Source organism: Vibrio sp. zbq_1, from assembly GCF_043102935.1.
GTDB lineage: Bacteria > Pseudomonadota > Gammaproteobacteria > Enterobacterales > Vibrionaceae > Vibrio > Vibrio parahaemolyticus.
The window spans coordinates 1-26353 of sequence record NZ_JBICJH010000031.1 but is presented as its reverse complement, the minus strand read 5'-3'; the positions used below and the strand labels follow the sequence as shown (position 1 = coordinate 26353).

Sequence of the window (26353 nt, the reverse complement as noted above, 5' to 3'; positions counted from 1 at the left end):
CTTAATCGATTTGTAAGTTAGGTAGCATAGCGTCAACGGTCTGCTGAGAGGCTTGCGCTAAATGGGTATTTTGATAGTAGGCGTAACGCTCGGTGACATTCACATTGGAATGACCAAGGCTTTGCTGCGCGAGACGGATATCGTTCGTCGCAATCAACATTTGGGTTGCGTAAGTGCGGCGAAGATCGTGGATAGTAAAAGGTGCGTCCAGACAGCCTTCTTGCTTCATGGCAAGCTGAATGCGCTCCATACAAGCGCGTGGGTAGGCAATGTGCTCGCCTTGGTTCTTTAACGAGGGGAACACCCAATCATTGAACGACACTTTGAGACATTTACGGATCAGGCGTTTTGCAGGCTCGGAGAAATAAATGCGCTGCGATTTACCAGACTTAGTCATCGGCAGGAGCGCAGAAGAAAGATCATCGGCAAGCATGGAGCGAGTCAGGCTAATCACATTACCAATGCGCATACCTGTCAACAAACTCAACATCAGCGCACTCGCATGTAGAAAGTTAGGCTCAACACACGCATTCCGACAAAAGCTTTCCGCTTCTTTCGAGGACAACACTCGGTCTTTCGCATTGTTCTCCAACCGCTTTTTAACGCCCTTTACTGGACTTTTATCGATAATCTCGTGCTCGACCGCCATCGAAAAAAGTTTCGATAAGAAGGCGTGATAGCGGTTAATAGACGCATGACTTAAGTCAGTAAGTGAATTGAGAAACCGCTCAACATCACGGCGAGTCACGTCCGTAACGCGCTCTTTACCAAACGCAGCCATTACGCGCTTAGAGCGGGATAAAAAGGTCTTAGAATCGCGGTGATGATTACGACTGTATGGAAGTACAACGTCATCAAAGAACTGCTGAACCGTCAAACGCGATCCCTTCTGGTATGCCCCAGACTGAACATCAGCGATAAATTGGTAAGCCAACTGATTGAATTCAGCAAACTTCATTTCGGGGTAAGTCCCAAACGACTCGTAGTAACGCTTTCCTTTCCAGCCAAGGCGAACTATCCAGCGCATACTCTTCGCGGTCACAAGTACGCGCAATCGGGGGTTTTTCTTCCAAGGATACTCAACACCTTGCTCGCCCTTAGCAGGACGAGGCAACGCATTGAGTACCTTCTGGTTCATTTCTATCGGTGTAGTGCTCACAATATCTCACTCCGTATAAGTAAATCGTGAGCAAAGATTAAGGTGACACTGACTGAAGAGTGCCGACCACACGACTCCCTCTACAGACCATAAAATATGATGCACCGTAAGAAAAAAGAGTTCATACAAAGAGATTAACTCGTTAGTATGCACAGATTAAGGAACCATTTTGTTTGATTTAATATGCCTAGAAGAAAACCCGTACTCTATGAAAAAACGGTTTACCTTTTCACGCCAAAAGCTAAACCGTTATCAATTCATAACAAGCACTTGCTCATCATCACCCTACAGCGGCTATTTGGCTTAAGTCCTGATAAAGCTACCGCAGCATTGGAAAGTGCCTTTAAGAAAGCAAGGGTACACCAGTCGTTCCCAAAGCGTTCCGCACATTCCACTTATAAAACTAAGCACATTAAAACGCTCAAGCCATTGAAAGAATTGTCAAACAAGAAAAGAATTGCGCTCACTTTAATCGAGAGCAGCATTGTAGAATTGGACAGCAGTAAAGACGAGACATACCAAGATATAGAGATGCCAATCACGGTAGATATTCTAGACTTCCCACCCTGGTATAAACAAAACCGAGAATTTATCCAGCTCTTGGGAAACTTCATTTCAACCGAGCGAAAGTACGAAGAAGAAAGCCATCAGCTGCTTCTTGAAGCCGTACGCAGAGCATCACCACCAGCAGAAAAGCACCTAATAGAAACGAATCTCAAGTTCTACAAAAAACATATTGGTCAACCAAGTACCAATAAAGTAGCTAACAAACAGCTCTTAGATGCCAAACTCGTTATCTTTAACACCATTAACGACGAGGTTGATAACAAAGATAGTAAAGCTGATACCAAAGAAAGCAAAGAGATTGAGACAACCACTCATAATTACTTAGATTATTATGACGATACGCGTGGCGAAACTGACGAGAAAGACGACGAACAGAGCACGTACCTCATCTATCTCTTGGTTAAGCCAAGCAAAAGTATCAAATACATCCCGTTCAAAATTACCAACCTAAATCCGCTCTACAAATATCTTGGTAGTAGAGACAGCACTTACTCAGTGTATGCAATTAAAAACCGTAATCAATTAACGCTCGAACTCGTTATTAGTGACAAAAGTCGAATAAAATATAAAGCCACCATCGAGCAAGACTTTCAGCAAGACGTACCTAACCCGTTTACTGGTCAGATATTATTCAATAAGTTCAACTTTTGGGATCCATCGTTACCTGACAAAAAACACACAATTGTTAGACAAAGAAAAATTCACACATGTAACGTAAAGCTCTCAACATCGGAGGGACATATCGGCAAACGCAGCATAAGGTATATCTTGCAACGTATGCACCAATCGCTCTCGCTGACAGAGTTTCACGATATCGTTACACCCAAAATGTTCATTGAAAGACCTCAAGCATATAAAACGAAACCTATCTTGCTCACATGGCCGTGTGAAATTAAGAATGGTATTAATTCCCCAACGGACTAAATGAACACAGAGGAAAAAGTCCAACGAGACAAAGGGAAACCACTTCTCATCAGTTACGACAAAGAAAAAAGTAGAGGCGCAACCGCCTCTACTTTTTTCACTAGATAACATCTAGCTCATCTAACGCCCCTCCGATTAATGCACCTGCGACAAACCCGATCGCCCCGCCAATCACGACGCCCTGGGGACCATAGCGGGTACCGAGTGTGGCACCGTACTTCGCGAATCGAACACCTGTTGACGAGCTAGGCTTAAACCAGCGCTGTTGAGGGTTAGAGTGAAAATGTGTTTTCGTCATAATGTTTTCCTTTTCTATAGATACAGAAAAGGGCGATACCTTTCGATACCGCCCTTGTTGATAAGCCTAATTTAGTGATGGGACTTAATCATCGTCATCATCAGCCATGAAGTCACCGCCAAGCCAACCATCGTCGCCCGGTTCCATGTCGAAGTCCTGACTGAAGCCAGAGTCTTCTGTACCATCATCATAGTCACCTTGGTCTTCTGTCCAACCGCCCATAACGAATACTCCTTCTTAACTGTAATCCATTGCGCCACATGTATCGCATGACCCACCCTTGGTGACCCAACCGGGACAACCTAAAGAGCGGCATGAGTAACCTGATGCCATAAGCGGCTTAATGAATGTCACTTGCATTACTTGTTTCCTTTAATTGACGTTGTAGTAAATCTACGTTGTGTAGTATCCCACTGCGCTCGGACAGGATATGTCCAAGATCGCAGAATGAGTGTGAAAATAGTCATCGTTATTGCCCTGCCTTATCCGATGAAAGCTATGCCAAATCTCAGTGCGCGACGGTTTGAAACATTTAAAAATGTTTTGCCCTCAACCTGTCCGGAGGAAACCGTACGCTAGTAGCATGAGCGATAAGAGTGAAAAGCTAGCATTAAGGCTAGGTGACATATTGACGAGATTGTTTATGGGAGAGGTGCTCTCCCCTGAGCAGTTGGTAGCGGATTATCAGGTAAGCGAGAAAACCCTGAGACGCGATTTCAATGAAAGGCTCGTCAACGCTCCGATTATCCGCACCAATGAGGGTTATCGGTTAGATCCAGTAACTCGAAATAATGGTAATGCGAATACCAACAAGGTACTGCACGATACGGGTTTGTCTGCGCTACTACCTAATCACTACAAGTTCAACGGTCACACTCCCGTTCTGTTTAAGAATCCACGCTCCGAACCTATCGAGAAGTTCGATGCGCAGTTTAGGCAGTTGACCGAAGTTATTACCACTCACTCTGTGATTGACCTTACGTACAATGGCAAAACGTTCGAATCTGTCCATCCCTATCGCTTGGTGAATGACCGTGGTATCTGGTTCCTCGCTGCGACCCACTGTGACCAGTTACATTCGTACCGATTACCGAATATTTCACGGATTCACCGCCGGGAAGATAAATACAAACCGAATCAAAAGGTCCACGAGGAAATACATAAACAGGGGATGGAGTGGCTAACTCCGGATGATGCTGAGGTGCTTGTACAGGTTGATAGGGAAGTAGCCCCTCGCTTTCTTGAACGGACGATTCTCCCCCACCAGCAGCTATTGAAAGAACTGAGTGACGGTAGTTTGCTAGTTAGCAGTCGAGTATCAAGATTGAGCGATATCTTGCCCTTGTTGAAGTCCTGGATCCCTCAAGTCGAGGTTCTCTCCCCAGTCAGTCTCAAGCTTGAACTGATACGCGATCTCCACGCCACATTGGATCGTTACAAGTAGTTGCCACGTTAATAAATGACGCCCTAGCGTTCTCTCTAGAAGCACAGCACCAAGTCAACAAAGAACCCCGACATAATGTCGTTTCACTACGCTGCTACAGACCGTCCTACCCATGAACTTGTCACTATAGATCCCGGTGACAATTTCCTTTTTAACTCAACGGGTTTGAGATTAATGTGTGGGAATCGTGGATTACCGATTACAGCGCATAGTAACGTTGAAAATGACCAAGTTTTCACGCCAAGCCACTAACAAATTACTAAGGGCACCTCTCGTTGCATAATAAGGGCTAGCCTTTACCCCTAGTAGCAGAGATAGCATCAGACAAATCATTCTCTCGGTATTTTCTATAGGCTTCCCGCCCCTTACTGCTCCCATTGCTTCGACATAGCAATGGGAGCTTTTAATAACAAAACACCAGTGTAAACCAACCAAACTCGTTAAAATTAAGACTCCCTTCCTTGGTGTTTCTACCCTTCATTGCAATCCAGCAACTTCATCCCCTCTGAATCCCGAAGGCAACGGATTGGGTAAACGTTGCTAAAACTTGCCCCAATGAAAAAGGCTTCCCATCACGCCATGATTAACATGGAGCAATGGGAAGCCTTAGTTTCACTAGGAAGTGAGTCGACTATTTTATGGTACATACATGGTGCTTTCTACTTGGTTTGTTGCCGATGGACTAATCCACCGTGACTTTTATCTCATCGAACACGCCCATTTCGACGTAGCTGAGAAAGTTAGATTCCCACATCGAGTAGAACTCCATTACCTCACTACTTGTTATCGGCAGTTCTGGAACATAGGAAAAACTCGCTGTTCCAGATGAGAAGTTAAAATCCACTTCTTTAACTAGTTCGGGATAAGGACCACCGCAATACGCAAAGTCAGTGATGTAATCAAAGATCCACTGGTCGTAGAGGCGAACAAGCCTGATTTCAACAGGGTGCCAACCGCCGTTTTCCGAACTGTAGGATGAATCTCGGAAGTTCATCACCACCGATTGGATCATGGGTGTCCATTTACCTGATTCGCTAATCACTCGGTTTAAAGCATCTTGAAGATCGACACTGACAGGCAGCAGTAATCGCTCAACGTCAAAAGTTAAGTTCATAATAAAATCTCTTTTAGTTTGTTAGGGAAGCACTCTTGTTAAGTGCTCGGTATGAAAGCCAGAGTTGGCTTGGTGGGTAAGAATTGATGTGGTTTTGGGGTTATTCAGCTTTGGGTTCAGAGTCCACTAGAGACAGGATTTCCTCTCGAATCGTCACGTAGTCTGGTGCTAGAACGTGGAGAAACACCGATTTATCCGACTGGATGATAAGACCAAGCCCCCTGCAGCAAGCAGCCATAAAACCAGCGTTGTTCGCTGACTGTCCAGAAAACACGCACTTCATCACAGAACTCTTAAACGGCTTATCACCCTGCACATCCAGAACAGCGGTGATATCTTTAAGCGGGATCCATTCCTTGCTGTGTAGACCGCCACCTTCATTGCCCGACATGCGAATATAGAGCTCGTTGTCTTCATCATGAATGGCGATTTCATAGAACACATGATTCTCGGTTTTCGGTGATAGCTTTTTCGCTTTGCCCTTGCGCACGATATGAGTGAAATGGTCAACTGGATTATCGTCAGTGACCGTGACTTGTTCATTACCCTCTACAATTTCAGGTTGAACAGTTTCTTGTTGTTGGTTTGATTTACGTGCCATAGGACACCTCCTTTAAGATGGAATTGTTCAGGTTTAATTTGGTTTTAAGATTCAGCTTGGTCAGCGAGCTTGGCGACAGGGAACGTTGGACTGTTCATAGGAGCGCAACAGTACACACCACCACCTTCCATGGTCACTATGGCGACCGCTATAAGCCAAGGACAGTCATCATCGTTTAATAACAGCACCCATTCTGGGTAATTAGTAACAAAGCGAAGGAAGTGTTGGTCTTCCTCAGATTCTTCACTCAAGGTTTCGTCGGTATCGGACTCCTCAATCAAGTACAAGGTCGTACCGACCTCATCCCAGAATGCTTTGGTGCTTTCTTCATCACCGAATGGCTCTGTCAAATGTTCGAGCAGTTTTGCTTTCACACCATCAGGCATTGGCAATGATTGAATGTCTTCAAACTTGTTTACTGTTTTCATTTCTAATCTCCGTTTAATAATGAAAAAGCCCCTGTTTAGCTCATCGCTAAACAGGGGCTTTTCTAATGTCATTTCTAAATTAACTGGTTAAACCTAACTTCTTCATTCCCAACGTATCTCTGGCTTTGCAGTCACCATATCCGATAAACGAGAGCCAATCTCCCTCCGACGCCCTACAGTCAATTTTGAGTAGCGCCTTGTTGATGACAGGTCAGCGTGATTTAACTGCTTGGCTATGTCGTGTAACGAGACTCCTTGGCTAGCTAACAAACTCCCAACCGTATGACGAGCTGAATGTAGGGTTAGGTTCGCTTTATCACCGGGTATGTCGGGCAGTCCCATCTTGGCTTTGATAGCCTTGAAAGCATGTCTAGGTTGCCCTACTGGTTTACCCTTTTTGCGTCCAGGAAAGAGATACGGATTATTCGCCACATGAGGCACCGACCTCAAAATATCAAGCATGTAATCACTTAGGAATAAAACGTGACTAGTACCGTTTTTCGTATGCGGAATAGTGAGTGTTTTTTCCTCCCAATTCACATCCGATTTCAAGCGTAAACGCAGTTCCTTATCCCTCGCGCCAGTCAAAAACAACAGAACTAGGTACGCGCCAATACTCTTATCTTCATGGTTCAGAGCGTGACCGATGAACTCCTTTAACTGCGCTTCCGATAAGTAGCCAGTGCGAACGTTATCTTCTTTTAACAAGCTCACCTTGTCCGCGATAAGCGGCGCGTCCATCAACTTGTATGCCTGACGATTAATAGTTTTCAATAGGGCTAGAACACGGTTTATCGAAGCGGGAGCATAAGGTTTGCCTTTAATCGTAACGGCGTTTTGCATCTCCATTTGGACTTTGATGATATCGGCGGCGGTTAAGTCATGAATCGATATGTGATGTATCGACTTTGCTAAACGAAATCGGGCTGCGTCATCCTTCCAACTGCGTTTCTGTTTAGCCAGCGGCAGGTACACTTCATCAAAGAACCGTTCCAGAGTCATTGTCTTCTCGGTAGTCTGATTGTCACGTTCAAGCTTGGGATCAACGCCTTCAATAATTTGCTGGCGATACTCTTTGGCTGTTTTGCGCAATGTGGCGAGGTCGGTTTCAGGGTGCTTACCAAGACCAATAGATGCCTTCTTACCTGTTACCGGACTGGTATAACGCAGCAGGAAGCGTTTCCCACCAGACTTACCCACTAAGCAACGAACGCCAGTAGGCAAACCGCTATCTTTCATAGCGGATAAATTGACTTCGTAATCGGTGGATTTAGCGCTAGCCGGATTGGGTTTAAGGTTGTTGAGGAAAGTGGTGGTGAGTCGCTGTGATTTACTCATTCAAACCTCCATTAACTAGATATTCAATTAGTTAATATGTGTTTGAATGATTGTTTGTTACGGCAACGCGATACGGTTGGAGAAATGACGAAAATTACGCGAAAATTCCGCACAAGCAAATAAAAACCCAAATATACCAATTAACCAGAAATGTTTATTTATGTAAAATTTACGCAGAATGACACTTAAGCTCAATGACTCTCCTCTCATGTAAAAAATCTCCCAAAAGTAACGAATGGCAAGGTATCTTTCAGCCAAAAACACCTTAAAAACACCCAAGATTTCTTTATTAATTTCTTTAAAAATAATAATTACCTTTTAATTTCAGTTAATTACAAAATCACACTTCCGTAAATTTTCCTTTTATTTCATTCTTATATGCATTTATAGTCATTTCAAACTTAACCCAAAAAGAGGTGCCTATGTCAGAATCAATAACCCACAATCAAAAGCTTGATAAGGACTGCGCTAAAAGCATTGTCGAGCAACTGGTATCTTTGAATATCCCTAGGTCAGAAATAGCCCGAAGATGTGGGGTCAACCAGTCCAGAATTAATGGATGGGAAAATGGAGAAAAAGCGGGTAGTGAAAATCTTCAAAAACTAAGAGCATTATTAAACCTCCGCTTACCAAACCATAAAGCGGAAACATTCCAGGTTTCCAAATGCGTGCGTTTAGCTTTAGCTAAAGAAGATTTAGACCAGTTCCTAGTTAATCAGCTTAAAGGCTTTGTACGAGAGCTACCTTCACTTTCCTTAGAGCTGCGAGAGAAGTTCTACAGTGTAGATTCATTAGAATCATTAAATATGATTATCACAGACCAACATCACGCATACGTTTGTAAAGAGGTTGATTTAGATATTAATTCTCAAAAACGCCCAGAGCACTTGCTTGGTCAAATATCTCCATATGTAAAACCATTTGGCGTATTACCTTCAAGTTACCAAAATACTATGCAATCCGTACTCGAACAGCTTAAAAAGGCGATTCAGGGGGCAGAGGAACAGATAGAAAGCAAAAATCATCGTGAGCAGAAGAATAAAGATATTTTTAAAAGTACGATTGAGTATTCTGTTTCGTCTAGTTTCCAAAGAAACATTGCTTTTCATCACGGGCAAGATGGAAGTTTTGAAAAGCTCAAGCAAGAACTCCTCCAAAGTTTAGAATCCGCCATGCAAGACTTTTACTATACAGGCTCGTATTTTTCGCATCCCTTAAACGAACTTGTGGGTACTATGGAGAGAGTTGCCCAATTTCTCGATGACAGTCAATTTGGCCCTAAGTACGGCACAATGCGACTAGATGGTCAGAATATGTATTACTCTGACTCGATTAAAAAACCAGAAGGTTTTATCGAATTTGAAGATATAGAGTTCGCAATTGATTCTGCTAAAAAGCTTCAGGGTAACTTTGAAAAGTTCATCGAAGAACAGCAAGAACGCTACTCCGCTCTTTTCAAACTCAAAGAGAAAGAACTGGAACTCAGTTCCACGCTGGATAGCGGCAAAGTATTCCGTCAAAAGACTTGTGAAGCTCTAGCATCTGGTAAAGAACTTGGTGTACAAGACGCTCGTCTGAGCAACCTAGCGGTATTTGCAGACAGCATTTTGAAATGTGACAAACTACCAATAGCTTTAAATGGGGAAAAACATGAATTAGAGCTATTAAACGGACTCAAAGAAATGCTCAATGATCTAACGCCAGAGCCAATCATCCATCCCGTTCAAATAGGTGGTCAATTAGTCTTCTCTAAAGAAAGAGAAACCAAAGGAAAGACTTTGATATATTCGTTAAATAATAATGATCTGGTTCTTCTACAAGAAGCTAGTATTTGCGACCAACAAATCTTAACAATACAACCCAAACTAGCAGCAGAAGAATTACTCACTCATATTGATGTCGATATCAAAGAGTCAGCGAAGCAATCACTACTAGAACACGGCTACATGTTCAGCGACGTCGAGGTTCTAGGGTAGAGGCGAAAACTATAAGCACGCAACTTCACGCGTGCTTATCACTCTGAGAACAGACTCATGGAGTTGGATATCCGCTTAAAAGTCCATACTGATCAAGCACTTTCTACATCAATAATGTTTTGAAATTCACAGCCAGACTCAAGAACATACCATTAATAATAACCAGTACAACAGCGGCCTACGGCAAGCTGTTGTACTGGTTATTATATATTTAATATCAAGATCCTATCACAACCCTAGCTCTCAGTTCATTTCGCAACATTCGCACAATCACCAAATCACAGACACCCGAAGCAAAGCGAGTCCCTATCTCTCGCATAGGAACTCCAGCACAAGCATATAGTTCAGAGCACACCGAGAGCCGAGACACTAATCCCGCACAATTACCACCAGAAGGTACTCTAGTAGCCACCGAATGAGCTTAGGACAGCGATATTCACACACTGATGGTTAGTAATAGCGATGGAGAATACGCCATTTATTACACTTTAATGAGGTCGGTAAGTCAGCGTACTAACACCTAACCCATTTTTTCTTGGACTGAGGACTACGCTTGATTTGGTTATTTTTGGAAAGCTCATTGATTGCCTTGGTAAAATCTGACTTTGATAGCCCTAGCTGCTTTTGAAAGCTAGGATCTAAAGCACGAGGAGACTTCAAAGCATGAAGAAGCTTGTCTTCAGGAGATTTTTGGGGTGTCTGTTGTGGCTTAACAATTGGAACAACGGTATTCTCTCTAGTCCTGATGCTTTGAAAAGGTGCGCCTAATTGCTTGCACTGAAACTCAAATGCTGAAATTAAACTTTCATCGTTACTGTATAGCTCAAAATGAACAGAGCCCAACTGCTTTTTATCTAAAGCAAGTAGTACCCTAGAAAGATATGCAATGATATAGAAATCGGCTTGGTTCTGACCTGTCGGGTAGTCAGATAAGAACAGGTACAACGACTTTTCACATACAAGTTTGACTGCACCTGACTTAGAAAAAACAAAGACTTTATCAACAACAGAAGCGTTAATTTTTTCTAGCTCCTTCAGTCCTACATTTTCAGCATCGACGAAAATCATCTTCATAGTTGGCCAAGCTCCATTTGTTCACCACTATAAAGAAGATTACACAGTTGCATATCGATAGCAATAAATTGTGTCTAAAGAAAGAACTCATGTACACAAGTGAACAATCCCATTAAAAAGCGATTACTCAACAAAGATCACAGAATGAAATAAGCCTCATATATTACCCTTCGCCATTGGCTATCTAAATCATTGAAATAAAAAATCAAAATGAAAAATATAAATAAAATCCTTCTTGTAACATCGGTTTCTATTGGTCTCGCAGCTTGCGGCGGTGGTGGAAGTTCTTCGAGTGGTTCATCACCTAGCTCAAAAAACCTAAAAGGTACAGCTATCGACGGGTACTTAACTGGTGCAACAGTATTTTTAGACGTCAACTATAATGGCAAATTAAACACTGGTGAGCCTAGCGTCGTTACGGGTGAAGATGGTTCATGGGAACTACTGACAACAGGATCTTATGCAGAATGCTCTGAATACGTACCGTTAGTTGTCGATGTTCCTGTAGGCGCTATCGACTCTGACTACGGTGAAGTCACAGAAGCTTACCAAATGACTTACCCACCAGCATTTGCGATAGCATCCGATCAGGAAATCAAGAACACTACTCCTCTAACTACTGTTGTTTGGGGAACTATTCAGAAAGAGCTGCATGCTGATGGTGAAAAACTGACGTGTGACAATGTAAAAGCAAGTTTTGATACGCGTGAACGCATCAAAGACCGTTTAGAAGAACAGGAGTTCCGTGTTGCACAACGCTATAACGTGACCGTTGATGAGCTTTATGGTGACTATATCAAAACAGGTGATACCAGCCTTCATGCTATAGCTGCTGCACTAGTCCCATCCATGAAAGCCTCATACGCAGATACCGTGGCTATTGAAGCTAATAACCCTAATGCCGTTGCTGCATGGGTGGAGTACTTTAAGAGTGACTGGGATGAACGAACTCATTTCGCTGATGGGTGGTACAAACAAACATATCTAAATTTAGGTGAGGCTGAAGGCTGGTCAACGACAACTGAAGCCGTGACTGACAATCTAAATACAGTATTAAAGACTGTTGAATACAATTCAGGCTATCGTATTAATTTGGACGATATCACCTACGAATGGACCATCTCGTTTAATGACAATCTAAATGCAAATGACTGCTCTGCGATGGAGTGGATTGAGCAAACAACTGATACCGCATACGGTGTCCTGAATGTGTTTAGCTCAACCGCAAAAGAAGCAAATAACTGTATAAACGAAGACTGGTCAACGCTTAAAGATACTGTAAAACAACAATTAACCACACGTGTGCAAACCCCGAATAGTAACGCAGGTTCACAGCACTTCTTTGCCAGCACAACGGAAACGGGCCTTGGTCACCTTGTCATGGTTGACCCAGCGACTATAGATGCAAGCGAGTTCGATGCCGTCAACTTCATTAGTACTGACTTTAATGACACTAATGACTACGGTGCTTACCTTTGGGGACGTATTCTTGCGGAATACGAACCGACATCAGAATTATCACAACGCACAACCTCTCACAACAATGCAGGTCATTGGTCTCGTACTCTCATATACACAAACGGTACTTACGCTGAACAGTGCTCTTATGACAACGGAGCAACTTGGGTAGCTAAGACAGGTGATAATTGCGAGCAGTAAGCCTTAATCATATATGGGGGCGGTTACCCTGTCCCCATTTATTCTTATCATTACTACCTGTGCGTGAATATCTTATGTCAATATCCCCAACGCCCTTAATACACACACCGCAAAACCGCCTACCTCAAACCGACTTTTCAACTATCCATCGAAACGATCCGTTGTTCCATAAGGGCAAAACCAAAACCTCATAGCACCGTAAAGTCACCATGGTCGTACCATGGTTCTTCTCGCTCGAAGCCCTTGCTAATACTGGCTTGCGAGATTACAGAAGTTTGCATTTGTTGGATTTACTAGGATTCCCTTGCGCACAGAATCGTCATGCGATGAACCATATATGGACCATGGGCGAAATTTTAAGGCGTATAAAGAGAGCCTATTGGAGCGAGAAAAGCGTTGATAACAAGAAAGGAAAACTGAGGTAAGCACCTGAAAAATCGAATATTTACAAACGCCTAAAACGACGAAAGGCCGCTATAAAAGCGACCTTTCTATGTATGGTGCCGGTAGGCGGACTCGAACCGCCACGCCCGAAGGCAACGGATTTTGAATCCGTCGTGTATACCAATTTCACCACACCGGCATCTCTGGGCTATTGCCCTTTGATGGTTGGCATTATACGGAAGCTTTTGACCTGCGCAAGCAGAAAAACCTTAAATAACTATCGTTTGCTGATAATTTCGCCACAAAGTGTGACGAAGCTAAGCTCAGAGAAGAAAATCAAATTCATCTTCACAAAAAACCGCGTAAAATTCTCTTGTTTAGAAAAGATTTACAGTCGATTCACTGTAATATCAGAAACGTAGCCGTTGCCAATGTTAGCGAGTGCGCCATGTATCATTAATGCTGCTTCTTCTGCGCTCATAAAGCTACTCGTATCCAAGCTCTTACCACTGGTTTCCCAAAACTCCGTCGCCATTCCTCCCGGATACACGGCAATAATCTTCATTGGCTTACCCTTCAACTCCAGACGAACCGATTCAATCAATCCTTTGACTGCCCATTTCACAGCGCAATATGTGGATTCTTGAGCTTTGGGCTGCTGAGCCGCAGTAGACATGATCATCACTATATTAACAGGCTGATCCTTGTATCGCTTAACCAACTCACGAAGCACGTTAATCGCTGAGCTGAGATTATTCTCTATTAAGGTTTGAATCTGCTCTGGATCTTGCTCTTCTAACAACCCAAAGTACCCACTGCCTGCACTGTGAACCACCGTGCTCGGAATAGAATCTAACTGTTCAAACAATTGTTCCACTTCTTGATGGGATGCGAGATCACAAGCTCGATAGCCAACATTGTTCGATAAGCGGTTTGTGACTGTAGAGAGCTTACTCTCACTTCGGCCATTCAGATAAGTGGCTTTCCCTTCCGCATCATAAAGCTTGGCCAACTCCGCCCCTAAGCCGCTACTTGCACCTGTGATTACAATCATTTTCTACCTCGTTCGTAAAAATGCTTTCTAATGTGTGTACCAATTAAGGTAACGGAATATAGGCTGATTCACATCTTACGAACGCCATTCTTTGAAGCAGCATGACTTTCTGATTTTAACGCTCGTTAACTTCTAAATATGCCCAATAGTTTTCAAAACTATCCAATGGTTCGGATACCTGTACCTTGATCACGAAGCCCATCAAGCACAAAGAGAAACCGGAAATTTCACCTATGCTTAAACAAAGAATAACGTTTTGAATTTCCTATCGACTTTCTCACTAAAGATAAGAGGCACATGAGAATGACCGGCTCCAAATGGCAGTGGCTGCTTAAACAAATGACACGCAAACTGTGGGTTCGTACATCACTTTTCGCCTTACTTGCTGTTGTAACCGCCCTGATCTCTATTGTTTTAAATAAATTCATTACCCTGCCTCCCACCATCAATGTCAGTAATGAGCTGCTGAATAACATATTGAATATTCTCGCGACGTCGATGCTGGCGGTGACGACGTTTTCACTCAACATTATGGTTTCAGCGTACAGCGCGGCCAGTGCAGGGGTCACTCCTAGAGCTACTAAGCTATTGATGGAAGACAGCACAACGCAAAATGCTCTGGCGACTTTTCTTGGCTCATTCTTGTTTAGTTTGGTAGGCATCATCGCACTTGGTATTGGCGCCTATCACGAGCAGGCACAGATCTATTTGTTCATCGTAACCATGGTGGTGATCATTATGATCATCCTGACTCTACTTCGCTGGATTCAGCACCTATCTGTACTTGGTAGAGTCTCGGAAACCACCTCAAATGTGGAACAAGCGCTATTAAGTGCGATTCGAAAACGAGGCTGTGAGCCTTGGCTGGGTGCATTTCCTTGGAGTCATCCAGAGCACAAACCGAGAGGAAGCAAACCGATTGTCAGCAAAGAAATTGGTTACTTACAACATATTGATATGCACCACCTAGATAGTGTTGCTAAAGCCTCTCAATCCACTATCTATATTGAGAGGCAGCCAGGGAGTTTTGTTTATCTTGGTCAACCATTGGCTTGGGTCTGTGGCGAATTAACAGAAGAAAGTGAGGTAACGGCAGCGTTCACGATCCGAACTGAGCGATCCTATGACCAAGATCCTCGCTTTGGCTTAGTTGTACTTGCAGAAATAGCCTCTAGGGCCCTCTCTCCTGCCGTTAATGATAATGGTACTGCGATTGATGTTCTGGGACGTTCGATTCGGGCGCTTTCACTTTGGGGAGAACTTATTAGCCAACAGCCGACCAAAACTCGCTTCCCAAGATTGTTTGTGCCCTCGTTAAACTGCCAAGATTTATTCGATGATGTCTTTTTGCCGATAGCGCATGATGGGGCAGCTCAACTGCAAGTTCAGGTTCGCCTGCAAAAGGCATTACTAGCCCTGTCTAGTATGTATCCCAAGCTGTTTAGCGCTCCAGCAACCAAGCTTTCAGAGAAAGCATTAGAACTCGCGTTGACCCAACATTTTACTGAAGATGAAAAGCATCAACTTGCGCAACTTTCGAACCAGGTAACTGACCCAAAAACACGGTGTTGACGATTCATTCAATCAGCATCGTTTTAAGCACACGCCTCAAACATGCGTATGCGCAGCCATCATCCTTCGTGAAAAGCTCTTAGATTTGGTCGTAATTGGAGAGTCTGTGCGTCAGCTCTCTTTTCACAGACTGACGGAATCTATATCCTGACGCACAATTTTTAAGGTAAGTGATGGAATTATGACTACTTCTACAACTCTTCCACCAGCGGGATTTTTCCGTCGATTGGCCGCTTTGTTTTATGACACTCTAATTGTCTTAGCCATTGAGATGATGGCGGCGGGTGTCGTAATAGCAGTGGTGTTTGCTTTGAATGCAGCAGGCTTGCTGAGCTACGGAGAATATGTGGATGCCGCAGATATGTTAGGGAAACACCCGGTGTTGAGTCCGATATTCACACTTTATCTGGCGGTAGTCTGGATTTACTTCTTCGTCTTTTTCTGGACGCGAGCAGGTCAAACCCTAGGCATGCGCGCTTGGAAAATGCAAATTCGAAACGCGAAAGACGGCGCTCCAATTACGGCGACTCAAGCATTAATCCGCCTTGCGACATCAGGCTTTGGTCTTGCGAACTTAACCGTGCCAATTGACCCGCAAAAACGTGGTTTCCACGATATCTGGGCAAAAACTGAAGTGGTGGTTTTGCCAAAAGCAAAATAAATCGCAGAGAAACAAAAAAGGAAGGCATAGCACCTTCCTTTTTCTTTGATTATAGCTTTCTTCTCAGCAACGCTACCGCAATCGCCAAAAAAGCTAAGCTCGGGGCTAAGGCACCAAATATCGGCGGTATGCCATACACCAGAGTCAATGGCCCGAAGAACTCGCTGGAGATATAGAAAGTGAAACCAGCCACAACGCCAGATAAAACTCTCGCCCCCATTGTTACACTTCGCAACGGACCAAAGACGAAAGACAATGCCATCAACATCATTACGGCAATCGACAAAGGCTGCGTCAGCTTACGCCAAAATGCGAGTTCGTAACGTGAAGCATCTTGCTCTGATGCTTTCAAATACGTCACGTAATCATACAAACCGCTCAGAGAGAGCTCTTCTGGTTTTACTGTCACCACGGCTAGCTTGTCAGGAGCCAACGAAGTGTGCCATTCCATTTGATCCATCTCTTGTTTGGAAATCACGTTTTCGTCTTGCATGTTGGTGATTTGCACGTCACGCATCAACCAATTGTTATCTTGTTGGTAATCCACTTCTTCAGCGAAGATAACTTTTTCTAAGTTCTTGTCATCATCAAAGCGCCACATGTTCAACGCATACAACTTGTCATCTTCCACTTTACCGATAAAGATGAAGTCGTTGGCATCACGAGCCCAAACCCCAGCACGAACCGAAACGATGCTGCCGCCAGACAATGCAAAAGATCGCAGATCACGCGCCATTTTCTGAGCTTCTGGAGCACCCCATTGGCCTAAAGTCATCACGATAAGCATCAATGGAACGGCCGTTTTTAGCACGGACAAACCGATATCCAGCTTGGAGAAACCCGCCGCTTGCATGACCACAAGCTCAGAGCTCGACGCCAGCATACCCAAACCGATCAGCGCACCCAGCAATGCTGCCATTGGGAAAAACATTTCAACGTCACGAGGCACGCTCAACAAAACGAAATACAAAGCGTGCGTCAGGTCATACACACCACGCCCCACTTTTCGTAGCTGTTCCACGTATTTGATGATACCCGATAGGCCAACAAACGTTGCCAGAACCAAGGCTGTGGTAGAGATGATGGTTCTACCGATGTAAAGGTCTAAGATTTTGAACACAGCTTACGCGAGCCTCTTCTTACGGAATTTTTCTTTCATTCGTCGAGCTGGAACACTGTCCATCATATTGGCCATGATCGCGACAATCAGCAACATCGCATTAATAGGCCACATGCCAATCGCCGCAGGAATCGCACCATCTTCCAATGCCGATTTTGTCGCACTAATCGCAAGGAAGTATGCCAAGTAAATCAGAATCGCCGGGCCCATTTTGGCAAAGCGCCCTTGACGAGGGTTCACCGCAGACAAAGGAATCACAAGCATCGTGAGCAATGGAATACATACAAACAGAGAAATACGCCATTGCAGCTCCGCTTGCGCTTCAGGATCCGGATGACCAATCAAATCCGCCGTTGGGTAAGCTTCCCAGTCACGACCTTTCTGTTTGACTTCACGCTGCCCGATCACCCCTTCGTATTCATCAAATTTGGTGATCATATACTCCACGCGAGTTGGCACACCTTCATAGCGTGTACCTTCTTGCATCGTAATAACTTGACGGCCATCTGATAGTTCTTTTACTTCACCAGAAGAAGAGAACATCACGCTAGGTAGAACCGAATCTCGTGGACGCATTTGCGCGACAAACACGTTACTAAGCGTGCTGTCCTTAATATCGTCAATGAATACCACGGATGAACCGTCTGGTGTACCTTGGAACTGACCCTTTTTAAGTAAGTCGACGCTGTTTTCCGCCGCGACTTGTTCGTAAAGGTGTTCCACTCGGTCTTGAGACCAAGGTGATAACCAAAGTGCATTAAACGCAGCCACACCAGAGGTGATCAACGCCAAGTAAAGTGCAGCTTGCACTAGGAACTTGTTGCCGATCCCCGTCGCATTCATCACGACAATTTCGCTTTCTGCATAGAGACGACCAAAAGTGATCAATATGCCGATGTACAAACTCAATGGCAGCATCAATAAACCCATTGCTGGCATGTTCAAACCAACAATAGAGAAAATCAATCCAGCAGGAATATCCCCGTCAGAAGCATCAGCGAGAACACTGATGAACTTCTGGCTCACAAACACCAAAAAAAGTACGAAAAAAATCGCAAATTGACTCTTGAGTGTTTCGCGGATCAAATATCTAACAATAATCACGCTGAAATTACCTATACAAAACTTGTTTTTTTGGTCGAATCACTATAGTTTCCCGTTGAACCATTTATTTTTTTAAAAATTATAAACTAAATGTTAGTCGCTTAAATCAGCTCTAAATGTAAGCTCGGAGCTAAAATTCAACAAGTAAGCGATCATTATCTAACATTTAGAGCAATTTGTCTTCAGGATGTAGGAGTACGCATGGAGTTCAGTGTTAAAAGTGGCAGTCCAGAGAAACAACGTAGCGCATGTATCGTTGTTGGTGTGTTTGAACCACGTCGCCTTTCTCCAGTAGCCGAGCAACTTGATAAAATCAGTGACGGTTACATCAGTTCACTACTTCGCCGTGGTGATCTAGAGGGTAAACCTGGTCAGATGCTGCTACTGCATCAAGTACCAGGTGTTTTGTCAGAGCGCGTTTTACTTGTCGGTTGCGGTAAGGAACGTGAGCTTGGCGAGCGCCAGTACAAGGAAATCATTCAAAAGACGATCAGCACACTTAACGAAACAGGTTCAATGGAAGCCGTATGTTTCCTAACAGAACTGCACGTTAAAGGTCGCGATACTTACTGGAAAGTTCGCCAGGCAGTAGAAGCGACGAAAGATGGTCTATACACATTCAACCAATTCAAGAGCGTTAAACCTGAAACTCGCCGCCCACTGCGTAAACTTGTTTTCAACGTACCAACGCGTCGTGAATTGAGCCTAGGTGAAAAAGCAATCACCCACGGTCTAGCCATTGCGTCTGGTGTAAAAGCATCGAAAGACCTTGGCAACATGCCACCAAACGTAGCCAACCCAGCTTACCTTGCCTCTCAAGCTCGTCGTCTAGCGGACGATTACGAAAGCGTAACCACCAAGATCATCGGTGAGCAAGAGATGGAAAAACTGGGCATGACATCTTACCTAGCGGTAGGTCGTGGTTCGAAGAACGAATCTATGATGTCTATCATCGAGTACAAGGGTAACCCTGACTCAGATGCAAAACCTATCGTGCTTGTAGGTAAAGGTCTAACCTTCGATTCAGGCGGTATCTCATTGAAACCGGGCGAAGGTATGGATGAGATGAAGTACGACATGTGTGGTGCGGCATCGGTATTCGGTACAATGAAAGCGCTAGCGAAGCTAAACCTACCAATCAATGTAATTGGTGTTCTAGCAGGCTGTGAAAACATGCCAGGCAGCAACGCTTACCGTCCAGGTGACATCCTGACCACAATGTCAGGTCAAACTGTTGAAGTACTAAATACTGACGCAGAGGGCCGTTTGGTTCTGTGTGATGCACTGACCTACGTAGAGCGTTTCGAACCAGACTGTGTTGTTGACGTAGCAACGCTAACAGGCGCTTGTGTTATCGCACTTGGTCACCACATCAGCGGCGTTCTATCGAACCACAACCCACTGGCGCACGAACTTGTAAACGCTTCTGAGCAATCAAGTGACCGCGCGTGGCGTCTACCAATGGCGGATGAATACCACGAACAGTTGAAGAGCCCATTTGCTGATATGGCAAACATTGGTGGTCGCCCTGGTGGCACTATCACTGCGGGTTGTTTCCTGTCTAAGTTTGCGAAAAAGTACAACTGGGCACACATTGATATCGCAGGAACTGCGTGGAAGTCAGGCGCAGCGAAAGGCTCAACGGGCCGCCCTGTCTCAATGCTTGTCCAATTCCTTTTGAACCGCAGCGGCCAAGAGACAGAAGAGTAATTTCTGAACTAAATCGAAAAGGGCCGCAAGGCCCTTTTTTATTACCCCGATTTTCTTCATTGAAAATGGGCTTTAAGATGGTCTTAGGATGAGACCAAGGCAAGTGAGAGAATGATGCAAACTGCGACCTTCTACATCATTAACGAAGAGAGCCCGCAAGCAACGGCGGCTGGCTTTGAAGAGTACATCGTTTTTTTGGCGCAGCATTTCGCACGCCAAGGCGCTAAAGTGTACCTAAACTGCCAAGATAAACCGCATGCCGAACAGCTTGCTGAAGCTTTCTGGCAAATTGATGCAGACCAGTTCATGGCACATAATCTCGTTGGCGAAGGACCGAAATACGCCACCAATATTGAAATCGGCCACGATGGCGTGAAACCATCTTGGAATCGTCAACTGGTAATTAATTTGGCGGAAAATGAGACAACCTTTGCGAACAAGTTTGCTCAAGTGGTAGACTTCGTGCCTTGCGAAGAAAAAGCTAAACAGCTCGCAAGGGAAAGATATAAAATTTACCGACAAGCAGGCTACCAGCTGCAAACGATCGAAATTCAATATCCTTAGCGGTCAATCCTTATAGTTAAGCTCTCTCTTTAGAGAGTTCACTTATAGAGATTGACTAAGATTCAACCATCAACGTATCCATTTAAAGAGCGCTATGGAAAAGACATACAACCCAACTTCAATCGAACAAGCTCTGTATCAGACTTGGGAAGAGAAAGGCTACTTTAAGCCACACGGTGACACTACTAAAGAATCATACAGCATCATGATCCCGCCACCGAACGTCACTGGTAGCCTACATATGGGCCACGCGTTCCAAGATACGATCATGGATACGCTTATCCGTTGTGAACGTATGAAGGGTAAAAACACCCTTTGGCAAGTAGGTACTGACCACGCAGGTATCGCTACTCAGATGGTTGTTGAGCGTAAGATCGCAGCAGAAGAAGGCAAAACTAAGCACGATTACGGTCGTGATGCTTTCATCGACAAAATCTGGGAATGGAAAGGCGAATCAGGCGGCACAATCACTAAGCAGCTTCGTCGTCTTGGCGCATCGGTAGACTGGGATCGTGAACGCTTCACGATGGACGATGGTCTGTCTAACGCCGTTCAAGAAGTTTTCGTTCGTCTATACGAAGATGACCTAATCTACCGCGGTAAGCGCCTAGTTAACTGGGATCCAAAGCTACACACCGCTATCTCAGATCTAGAAGTAGAGAACAAAGACACTAAAGGCCACATGTGGCACTTCCGCTACCCGCTAGCAGATGGCGTTAAAACAGCAGATGGCAAAGACTACATCGTTGTTGCGACCACTCGTCCAGAGACCATGCTAGGCGATACTGGTGTTGCGGTTAACCCTGAAGATCCACGTTACAAAGATCTTATCGGTAAAGAAATCATCCTTCCTATCGTTGACCGTCGCATCCCAATCGTGGGCGATGAGCACGCTGATATGGAAAAAGGTACTGGCTGTGTGAAAATCACACCTGCGCACGACTTCAACGACTACGAAGTTGGTAAGCGCCACCAGCTACCAATGATCAACATTCTGACGTTTGACGCAAACATTCGCGGTGCGGCTGAAGTATTCAACACAAACGGCGAGCCAAGCGACGCTTACTCAACAGAACTTCCTGCTAAGTACCACGGCATGGAACGTTTTGCTGCACGTAAAGCTATCGTTGCTGAGTTTGACGAGCTAGGCCTGCTTGAAGAAGTGAAAGATCACGATCTACAAGTTCCTTACGGCGACCGTGGTGGCGTGGTTATCGAACCAATGCTAACTGACCAATGGTACGTACGTACTGCGCCTCTAGCGAAAACAGCAGTTGAAGCAGTAGAAAACGGCGACATCCAATTCGTTCCTAAGCAGTACGAAAACATGTACTTCTCTTGGATGCGTGACGTTCAAGACTGGTGTATCTCTCGTCAGCTATGGTGGGGTCACCGCATCCCTGCTTGGTACGACAACCAAGGCAATGTTTACGTAGGTCGCACTGAAGAAGAAGTTCGCAAGAACAACAACCTAGAGTCAGTCATTGAACTGCACCAAGACGAAGACGTACTGGATACCTGGTTCTCTTCTGCATTATGGACGTTCGGCACTCAAGGTTGGCCAGAGCAAACTGACGATCTGAAAGTATTCCACCCTTCAGACGTACTAGTAACTGGTTTCGACATCATCTTCTTCTGGGTTGCGCGCATGATCATGATGACCATGCACTTCGTGAAAGACGAAAACGGCAAGCCACAAGTACCATTTAAAACGGTTTACGTTACCGGCCTAATTCGTGACGAAAACGGTGACAAGATGTCTAAGTCGAAAGGTAACGTGCTTGACCCAATCGACATGATCGATGGTATCGACCTAGAGTCTCTAGTAGAGAAGCGCACTGGCAACATGATGCAGCCTCAGCTAGCGAAGAAGATCGAGAAGAATACTCGTAAGACGTTTGAAAACGGTATCGAAGCATACGGTACAGACGCACTGCGTTTCACGCTTGCAGCAATGGCATCAACAGGTCGCGATATCAACTGGGATATGAAGCGCCTTGAAGGTTACCGCAACTTCTGTAACAAACTATGGAACGCAAGCCGTTACGTAATGATGAACACAGAAGAGCAAGATTGTGGCTTCAACGGTGGTGAGATTGAATACTCACTAGCGGACAAGTGGATCGAGTCTCAGTTTGAGCTCGCAGCAAAAGCGTTCAACAACCATATCGACAACTTCCGTCTAGATATGGCGTCTAACACGCTGTACGAATTCATCTGGAACCAATTCTGTGACTGGTACCTAGAGCTAACTAAACCAGTTCTATGGAAAGGTACAGAAGCGCAACAGCGTGGTACTCGCCGTACACTAATCACAGTTCTTGAGAAGACGCTACGTCTGGCTCACCCAGTGATTCCTTACATCACTGAAACTATCTGGCAAAGCATCAAGCCACTAGTTGAAGGTGTAGAAGGCGAGACAATCATGCTGCAAGCACTGCCTCAATTCGACGAAGCAAACTTCAACCAAGAAGCGCTAGACGATATCGAATGGGTGAAAGCGTTCATCACTAGCATCCGTAACCTACGTGCTGAATACGACATCAACCCAGGTAAGCCGCTTGACGTTATGTTGAAAGCAGCAAACGCAGAAGATGCAGCGCGTCTAGAAGCAAACAAACAAGTACTGATGTCTCTAGCGAAGCTTGAATCTGTACGCGTGCTTGCAGCTGACGAAGAAACGCCAGCGTGTGCAACAGCATTAGTTGCTAAGTCTGAGCTGATGATCCCAATGGCGGGTCTGATCGACAAAGACGCAGAACTTGCTCGTCTTGATGGCGAAATCAAGAAAACTCACGGCGAAATCAAGCGTATCGAAGGCAAACTAGGTAATGAAGGCTTCGTAGCGAAAGCACCTGAAGCCGTTGTTGCTAAAGAGCGTGAGAAGCTTGAAGGCTACAAAGAAACACTAGCGAAGCTGGAAGAGCAAAAGAAAACCATCGCAGCTCTTTAATCGTTAGCGTTGGACTAGAAGCGAAACGCTTCTGCTCTTAAAATCAGAAAGGTTGGTCATCATGGCCAACCTTTTTTTTTATCAGTCCATTCAGTAAAAATCCTCCTATCGATAGTTTTTACCTATCAAATTAATATCCACCACCCATTGGCGTTAATGAGAAGTATTATCGATAATGTATTCATCGAAACAAACACGATTGAGTAATTATCATGAAAAAGACACTAACATTCGCAACGCTGCATTTTACTATCGCATTTAGTGTCGCTTACGTGCTTACTGGCGACATTCTAATTGGTAGTTTAATTGCCATGATTGAGCCATCAGTAAACACCGTCGCTTTTTACTTTCATGAAAAAGCTTGGGCAAGTGTTCCCGCTTTAAAAGCTCGTCAATTCATGACCAAGCTAAAAACCGCGAGTTTCGCAACGGTACACTTTAGCGTAGCGTTTACGGTGGTTTACTTGTTAACGGGTGATGCATTTATCGGTGGCGTTATGGCAATGCTAGAGCCATCATTAAATACCGTAGCCTACTACTTCCACGAAAAAGTTTGGTTACGTAAATCGTCTGATCAGAGCTCAGCGCCGCATTTTTGCTTCCACAAACACGCTTAAGAGCGGGTCGAAACCGAAGCAACAGCGAGCTCAAACCGATTCATCATTGACAACGTTGCGCACCGCAATTAAATTAATTGCGGTGCGCAACTTATTATAGGTAACTTAAGATGAATCCTCGTCAGCTCAGACATTACTCCCGACAGACCGTCCGCTTGTTAGGTATGCTTGATAAACAATGTGGCGAGGTTACCCTCACCCCAGTACAAGCTCATGCCTTGGGCGAGATCCAATTACAGCCACTGACTATCAATCAACTGGCGCAGCAGCTTAACGTAGATAAATCCAATGCCAGCCGCACCGTAACAGCTCTCATCAAGCAGAGCCTAGTTGAGAGCATCGAAAATCCAAAAGACAAGCGCAGCCAGTTCATAGCTTTGACCGAGCAAGGCCAACACGCGCTATCTCAACTCGACCAACAACAAAATACTTTCTTCGAATCATTGCTATCCCATCTGGACGAAAACGAGCAGCAACAGCTCAAACAAGGGCTTGAAGTGTATCTAAAAGGCTTAACCAAAGTATGCCAAGCAAACCAATTTGTTCTTCGCCCACTCAGCAAGGCCGATAACCCACAAGTCGCCGACGTGATTCGTCAGGTTTCCGCGGAATATGGTCTAACCGCAGACAAAGGGTACGGCGTCGCAGACCCAACACTTGATGACATGTATTCGGTGTATAACCAACAAGGTGCCGCTTATTGGGTGATTGAGCACAATGGCGTCATCGTCGGTGGTGGTGGTTTTGCTCCACTAGCAGGCGAACCTAACGTGTGCGAACTACAGAAAATGTACTTTTTACCCCAAACTCGTGGACACGGCTTGGCAAAACGTATCGTCGCGATGAGTTTGCAACTGGCGAAGCAACTTGGCTATCAAAAGTGTTATTTGGAAACGACAGAGTGCTTAAAAGAAGCGATAGGTTTGTATGAGAAGTTAGGCTTTGAGCATTTACATGCCCCGCTTGGACAAACAGGGCATGATGCATGTGAAGTAGTGATGCTTAAAACACTGTAATAAAGAGCATTACTAAGAGTTAAAGCACAACATGGGTAACGCAAAGCTCTTGGCTAAGCGCAACAGAAAATGCTTGGCGCTGCCCATCTAACTCCACCGCAAGTTGGTAGAGATCTTTCGGATCGGGGTCATTCAAATCAGCGTATTTAGGCGCTTCGATCTGAAATAACGCACTGGCATGATCGGCGCGCACATCAATTGGAATATGGTAAGTCATACCATCAAACTTCACTGATGCCGAGACCAAACCCGGCACAAAAGTCTGATAGTAAAGATCCACTTTAAACTCACAACCACCACCGTGGTGCCAGATTTGTTCGGTCGCGACACGCTCTAAACGTACGTTGCGAATAAACTGCAGGTAAGGCACTTGCCACACGCCTAAGCGGTCATCGCTTTTTCTATATTCATGATCGGACAGCGAACACAGCTCAGGCTTATCTTCATCAAACAGAAGATCTTCGTCTTCCTCTAAGAACAAGATTTCAAAGCGGTTACGCCCCATTTGCATGTAAGGGCGAATGCCTTTCTTGTAGACATTCTGAGAGCCATCGCAGTCAAACAGTGCAACGCCATTCAAACGCACCTCAGCATGGTAGTCCACACCACCCAGCACCATTTCAACCGCCGGGAACGCCATCATGGATTCATCCACCTCAATGTCGTGCATCAAGTGCCATTCTTGTTGGCGAATGGCCGCTTCCGTCAATTCAGCGGGCAGCACCTGACTCAGAGGAGCAGGGAAAGTGATGTCATCCTGTGGGATAGAAAGGTCCGTCAGTGGAGAGACTTGCCATAATCCGGCGAGTGAGAGTTGCATATTTACCTTGAGCTAGATCAATTTTAACGCATTATAGGGAGAAATCCCCCATAAACTCAACGTGAATTGTTTATCGTTACCCAGCGTTGTCATTTTCTAGGCATAAAAAAACCAGCGATAAACGCTGGTTTTTCGAAAACATTAAATTACTCGTCTTCATCATCTTCGTCAGAGTAAAGCGCATCTTCGCCTCTCC

24 protein-coding genes and 1 tRNA gene are annotated in these 26353 nt (G+C 44.8%); 11 read left to right on the top strand and 14 right to left on the bottom strand.

All coding sequences use genetic code 11. The annotated features are described in order from the left end of the window. Position 1: 1 nt before the first annotated feature. Complete coding sequence (locus ACF8CV_RS14045) at positions 2–1159, bottom strand: site-specific integrase (protein WP_023585709.1); 1158 nt, start codon at positions 1157–1159, stop codon at positions 2–4. A gap of 183 nt (positions 1160–1342) precedes the next feature. Here ACF8CV_RS14045 and ACF8CV_RS14040 point away from each other — a divergent pair, with 183 nt between their 5' ends. After that, the gene (locus tag ACF8CV_RS14040) at positions 1343–2650 is read left to right on the top strand and encodes a hypothetical protein (RefSeq protein ID WP_023585708.1); all 1308 of its coding nucleotides are present in this window, start codon (positions 1343–1345) and stop codon (positions 2648–2650) included. A gap of 100 nt (positions 2651–2750) precedes the next feature. Here the strand turns inward: ACF8CV_RS14040 and ACF8CV_RS14035 are convergent, their stop codons facing one another. From ACF8CV_RS14035 to ACF8CV_RS14025, 3 genes are all read right to left on the bottom strand, one after another. Next, entirely contained in the window at positions 2751–2948 is a 198-nt protein-coding gene (locus ACF8CV_RS14035; RefSeq protein ID WP_023585707.1) for a glycine zipper domain-containing protein, read from the bottom strand. 84 nt (positions 2949–3032) lie between these two features. Beyond that, positions 3033–3170 carry a hypothetical protein gene (locus ACF8CV_RS14030; protein WP_023585706.1) on the bottom strand — a complete coding sequence of 46 codons (138 nt, stop codon included), beginning with the start codon at positions 3168–3170 and terminating at the stop codon, positions 3033–3035. A gap of 15 nt (positions 3171–3185) precedes the next feature. Further along, on the bottom strand, positions 3186–3308 hold the full coding sequence (locus ACF8CV_RS14025; RefSeq protein WP_254901957.1) for a hypothetical protein: 123 nt from the start codon (positions 3306–3308) through the stop codon (positions 3186–3188). Between the two features lie 178 nt (positions 3309–3486). On the opposite strand from ACF8CV_RS14025, the gene ACF8CV_RS14020 reads away from it, so the two are divergent. Beyond that, positions 3487–4392, top strand: coding sequence for a YafY family protein (locus ACF8CV_RS14020; RefSeq protein ID WP_080102011.1), 906 nt, complete (start codon positions 3487–3489; stop codon positions 4390–4392). Between the two features lie 682 nt (positions 4393–5074). Here ACF8CV_RS14020 and ACF8CV_RS14015 read toward each other — a convergent pair. From ACF8CV_RS14015 to ACF8CV_RS14000, 4 genes are all read right to left on the bottom strand, one after another. Further along, positions 5075–5506, bottom strand: a complete 432-nt coding sequence (locus ACF8CV_RS14015) for a DUF2787 domain-containing protein (RefSeq protein ID WP_392417004.1) — start codon at positions 5504–5506, stop codon at positions 5075–5077. Positions 5507–5606: 100 nt separating this feature from the next. Continuing rightward, positions 5607–6107, bottom strand: coding sequence for a hypothetical protein (locus ACF8CV_RS14010; protein WP_392417001.1), 501 nt, complete (start codon positions 6105–6107; stop codon positions 5607–5609). A gap of 44 nt (positions 6108–6151) precedes the next feature. After that, positions 6152–6535, bottom strand: a complete 384-nt coding sequence (locus tag ACF8CV_RS14005) for a hypothetical protein (protein ID WP_392416998.1) — start codon at positions 6533–6535, stop codon at positions 6152–6154. Positions 6536–6637: 102 nt separating this feature from the next. Then, entirely contained in the window at positions 6638–7873 is a 1236-nt protein-coding gene (locus ACF8CV_RS14000; RefSeq protein ID WP_392416995.1) for a tyrosine-type recombinase/integrase, read from the bottom strand. A gap of 422 nt (positions 7874–8295) precedes the next feature. Between ACF8CV_RS14000 and ACF8CV_RS13995 the strand changes: the two genes are divergently transcribed. Beyond that, positions 8296–9849 (top strand): helix-turn-helix domain-containing protein, encoded by a 1554-nt coding sequence (locus ACF8CV_RS13995; protein ID WP_392416992.1) that lies wholly within the window; start codon positions 8296–8298, stop codon positions 9847–9849. A 513-nt stretch (positions 9850–10362) separates the two neighbouring features. Here the strand turns inward: ACF8CV_RS13995 and ACF8CV_RS13990 are convergent. Further along, positions 10363–10923, bottom strand: coding sequence for a hypothetical protein (locus ACF8CV_RS13990; protein WP_392416990.1), 561 nt, complete (start codon positions 10921–10923; stop codon positions 10363–10365). Between the two features lie 210 nt (positions 10924–11133). Here ACF8CV_RS13990 and ACF8CV_RS13985 point away from each other — a divergent pair, with 210 nt between their 5' ends. Continuing rightward, positions 11134–12582: a hypothetical protein gene (locus ACF8CV_RS13985; RefSeq protein ID WP_392416988.1), complete on the top strand. Its 1449-nt coding sequence runs from the start codon at positions 11134–11136 to the stop codon at positions 12580–12582. 498 nt (positions 12583–13080) lie between these two features. Here ACF8CV_RS13985 and ACF8CV_RS13980 read toward each other — a convergent pair. Together ACF8CV_RS13980 and ACF8CV_RS13975 are read right to left on the bottom strand one after the other, a co-directional pair. Continuing rightward, positions 13081–13165: transfer RNA gene (locus tag ACF8CV_RS13980), tRNA-Leu, on the bottom strand. 189 nt (positions 13166–13354) lie between these two features. Next, positions 13355–14020, bottom strand: a complete 666-nt coding sequence (locus ACF8CV_RS13975; RefSeq protein ID WP_029803447.1) for an SDR family oxidoreductase — start codon at positions 14018–14020, stop codon at positions 13355–13357. A 303-nt stretch (positions 14021–14323) separates the two neighbouring features. Here ACF8CV_RS13975 and ACF8CV_RS13970 point away from each other — a divergent pair, with 303 nt between their 5' ends. Then, positions 14324–15592: a DUF2254 domain-containing protein gene (locus ACF8CV_RS13970; protein WP_025505157.1), complete on the top strand. Its 1269-nt coding sequence runs from the start codon at positions 14324–14326 to the stop codon at positions 15590–15592. Positions 15593–15773: 181 nt separating this feature from the next. Next, positions 15774–16253 (top strand): RDD family protein, encoded by a 480-nt coding sequence (locus tag ACF8CV_RS13965; RefSeq protein WP_005461101.1) that lies wholly within the window; start codon positions 15774–15776, stop codon positions 16251–16253. Between the two features lie 49 nt (positions 16254–16302). Here ACF8CV_RS13965 and lptG read toward each other — a convergent pair whose 3' ends face one another. Together lptG and lptF are read right to left on the bottom strand one after the other, a co-directional pair. Then, positions 16303–17373, bottom strand: coding sequence for an LPS export ABC transporter permease LptG (lptG, locus tag ACF8CV_RS13960; RefSeq protein ID WP_005461103.1), 1071 nt, complete (start codon positions 17371–17373; stop codon positions 16303–16305). Between the two features lie 3 nt (positions 17374–17376). Further along, positions 17377–18477, bottom strand: coding sequence for an LPS export ABC transporter permease LptF (lptF, locus tag ACF8CV_RS13955; protein WP_005461105.1), 1101 nt, complete (start codon positions 18475–18477; stop codon positions 17377–17379). Positions 18478–18678: 201 nt separating this feature from the next. Here lptF and pepA point away from each other — a divergent pair, with 201 nt between their 5' ends. The 5 genes from pepA to ACF8CV_RS13930 all read left to right on the top strand — a co-directional run bounded on the left by pepA (position 18679) and on the right by ACF8CV_RS13930 (position 25337). Further along, a complete protein-coding gene (gene pepA, locus ACF8CV_RS13950) occupies positions 18679–20187 on the top strand; it encodes a leucyl aminopeptidase (RefSeq protein WP_005461107.1) in 1509 nt (502 codons plus the stop codon). Positions 20188–20301: 114 nt separating this feature from the next. Further along, a complete protein-coding gene (locus tag ACF8CV_RS13945) occupies positions 20302–20751 on the top strand; it encodes a DNA polymerase III subunit chi (protein ID WP_021484725.1) in 450 nt (149 codons plus the stop codon). A 94-nt stretch (positions 20752–20845) separates the two neighbouring features. Beyond that, a complete protein-coding gene (locus ACF8CV_RS13940) occupies positions 20846–23704 on the top strand; it encodes a valine--tRNA ligase (protein WP_005478852.1) in 2859 nt (952 codons plus the stop codon). 212 nt (positions 23705–23916) lie between these two features. Beyond that, positions 23917–24321, top strand: a complete 405-nt coding sequence (locus tag ACF8CV_RS13935) for a DUF2061 domain-containing protein (protein WP_015297309.1) — start codon at positions 23917–23919, stop codon at positions 24319–24321. A 110-nt stretch (positions 24322–24431) separates the two neighbouring features. Continuing rightward, entirely contained in the window at positions 24432–25337 is a 906-nt protein-coding gene (locus ACF8CV_RS13930; RefSeq protein ID WP_025521009.1) for a bifunctional helix-turn-helix transcriptional regulator/GNAT family N-acetyltransferase, read from the top strand. Positions 25338–25356: 19 nt separating this feature from the next. Here the strand turns inward: ACF8CV_RS13930 and ACF8CV_RS13925 are convergent, their stop codons facing one another. Further along, positions 25357–26157: a hypothetical protein gene (locus tag ACF8CV_RS13925; RefSeq protein WP_138938501.1), complete on the bottom strand. Its 801-nt coding sequence runs from the start codon at positions 26155–26157 to the stop codon at positions 25357–25359. Positions 26158–26353: the final 196 nt, after the last annotated feature.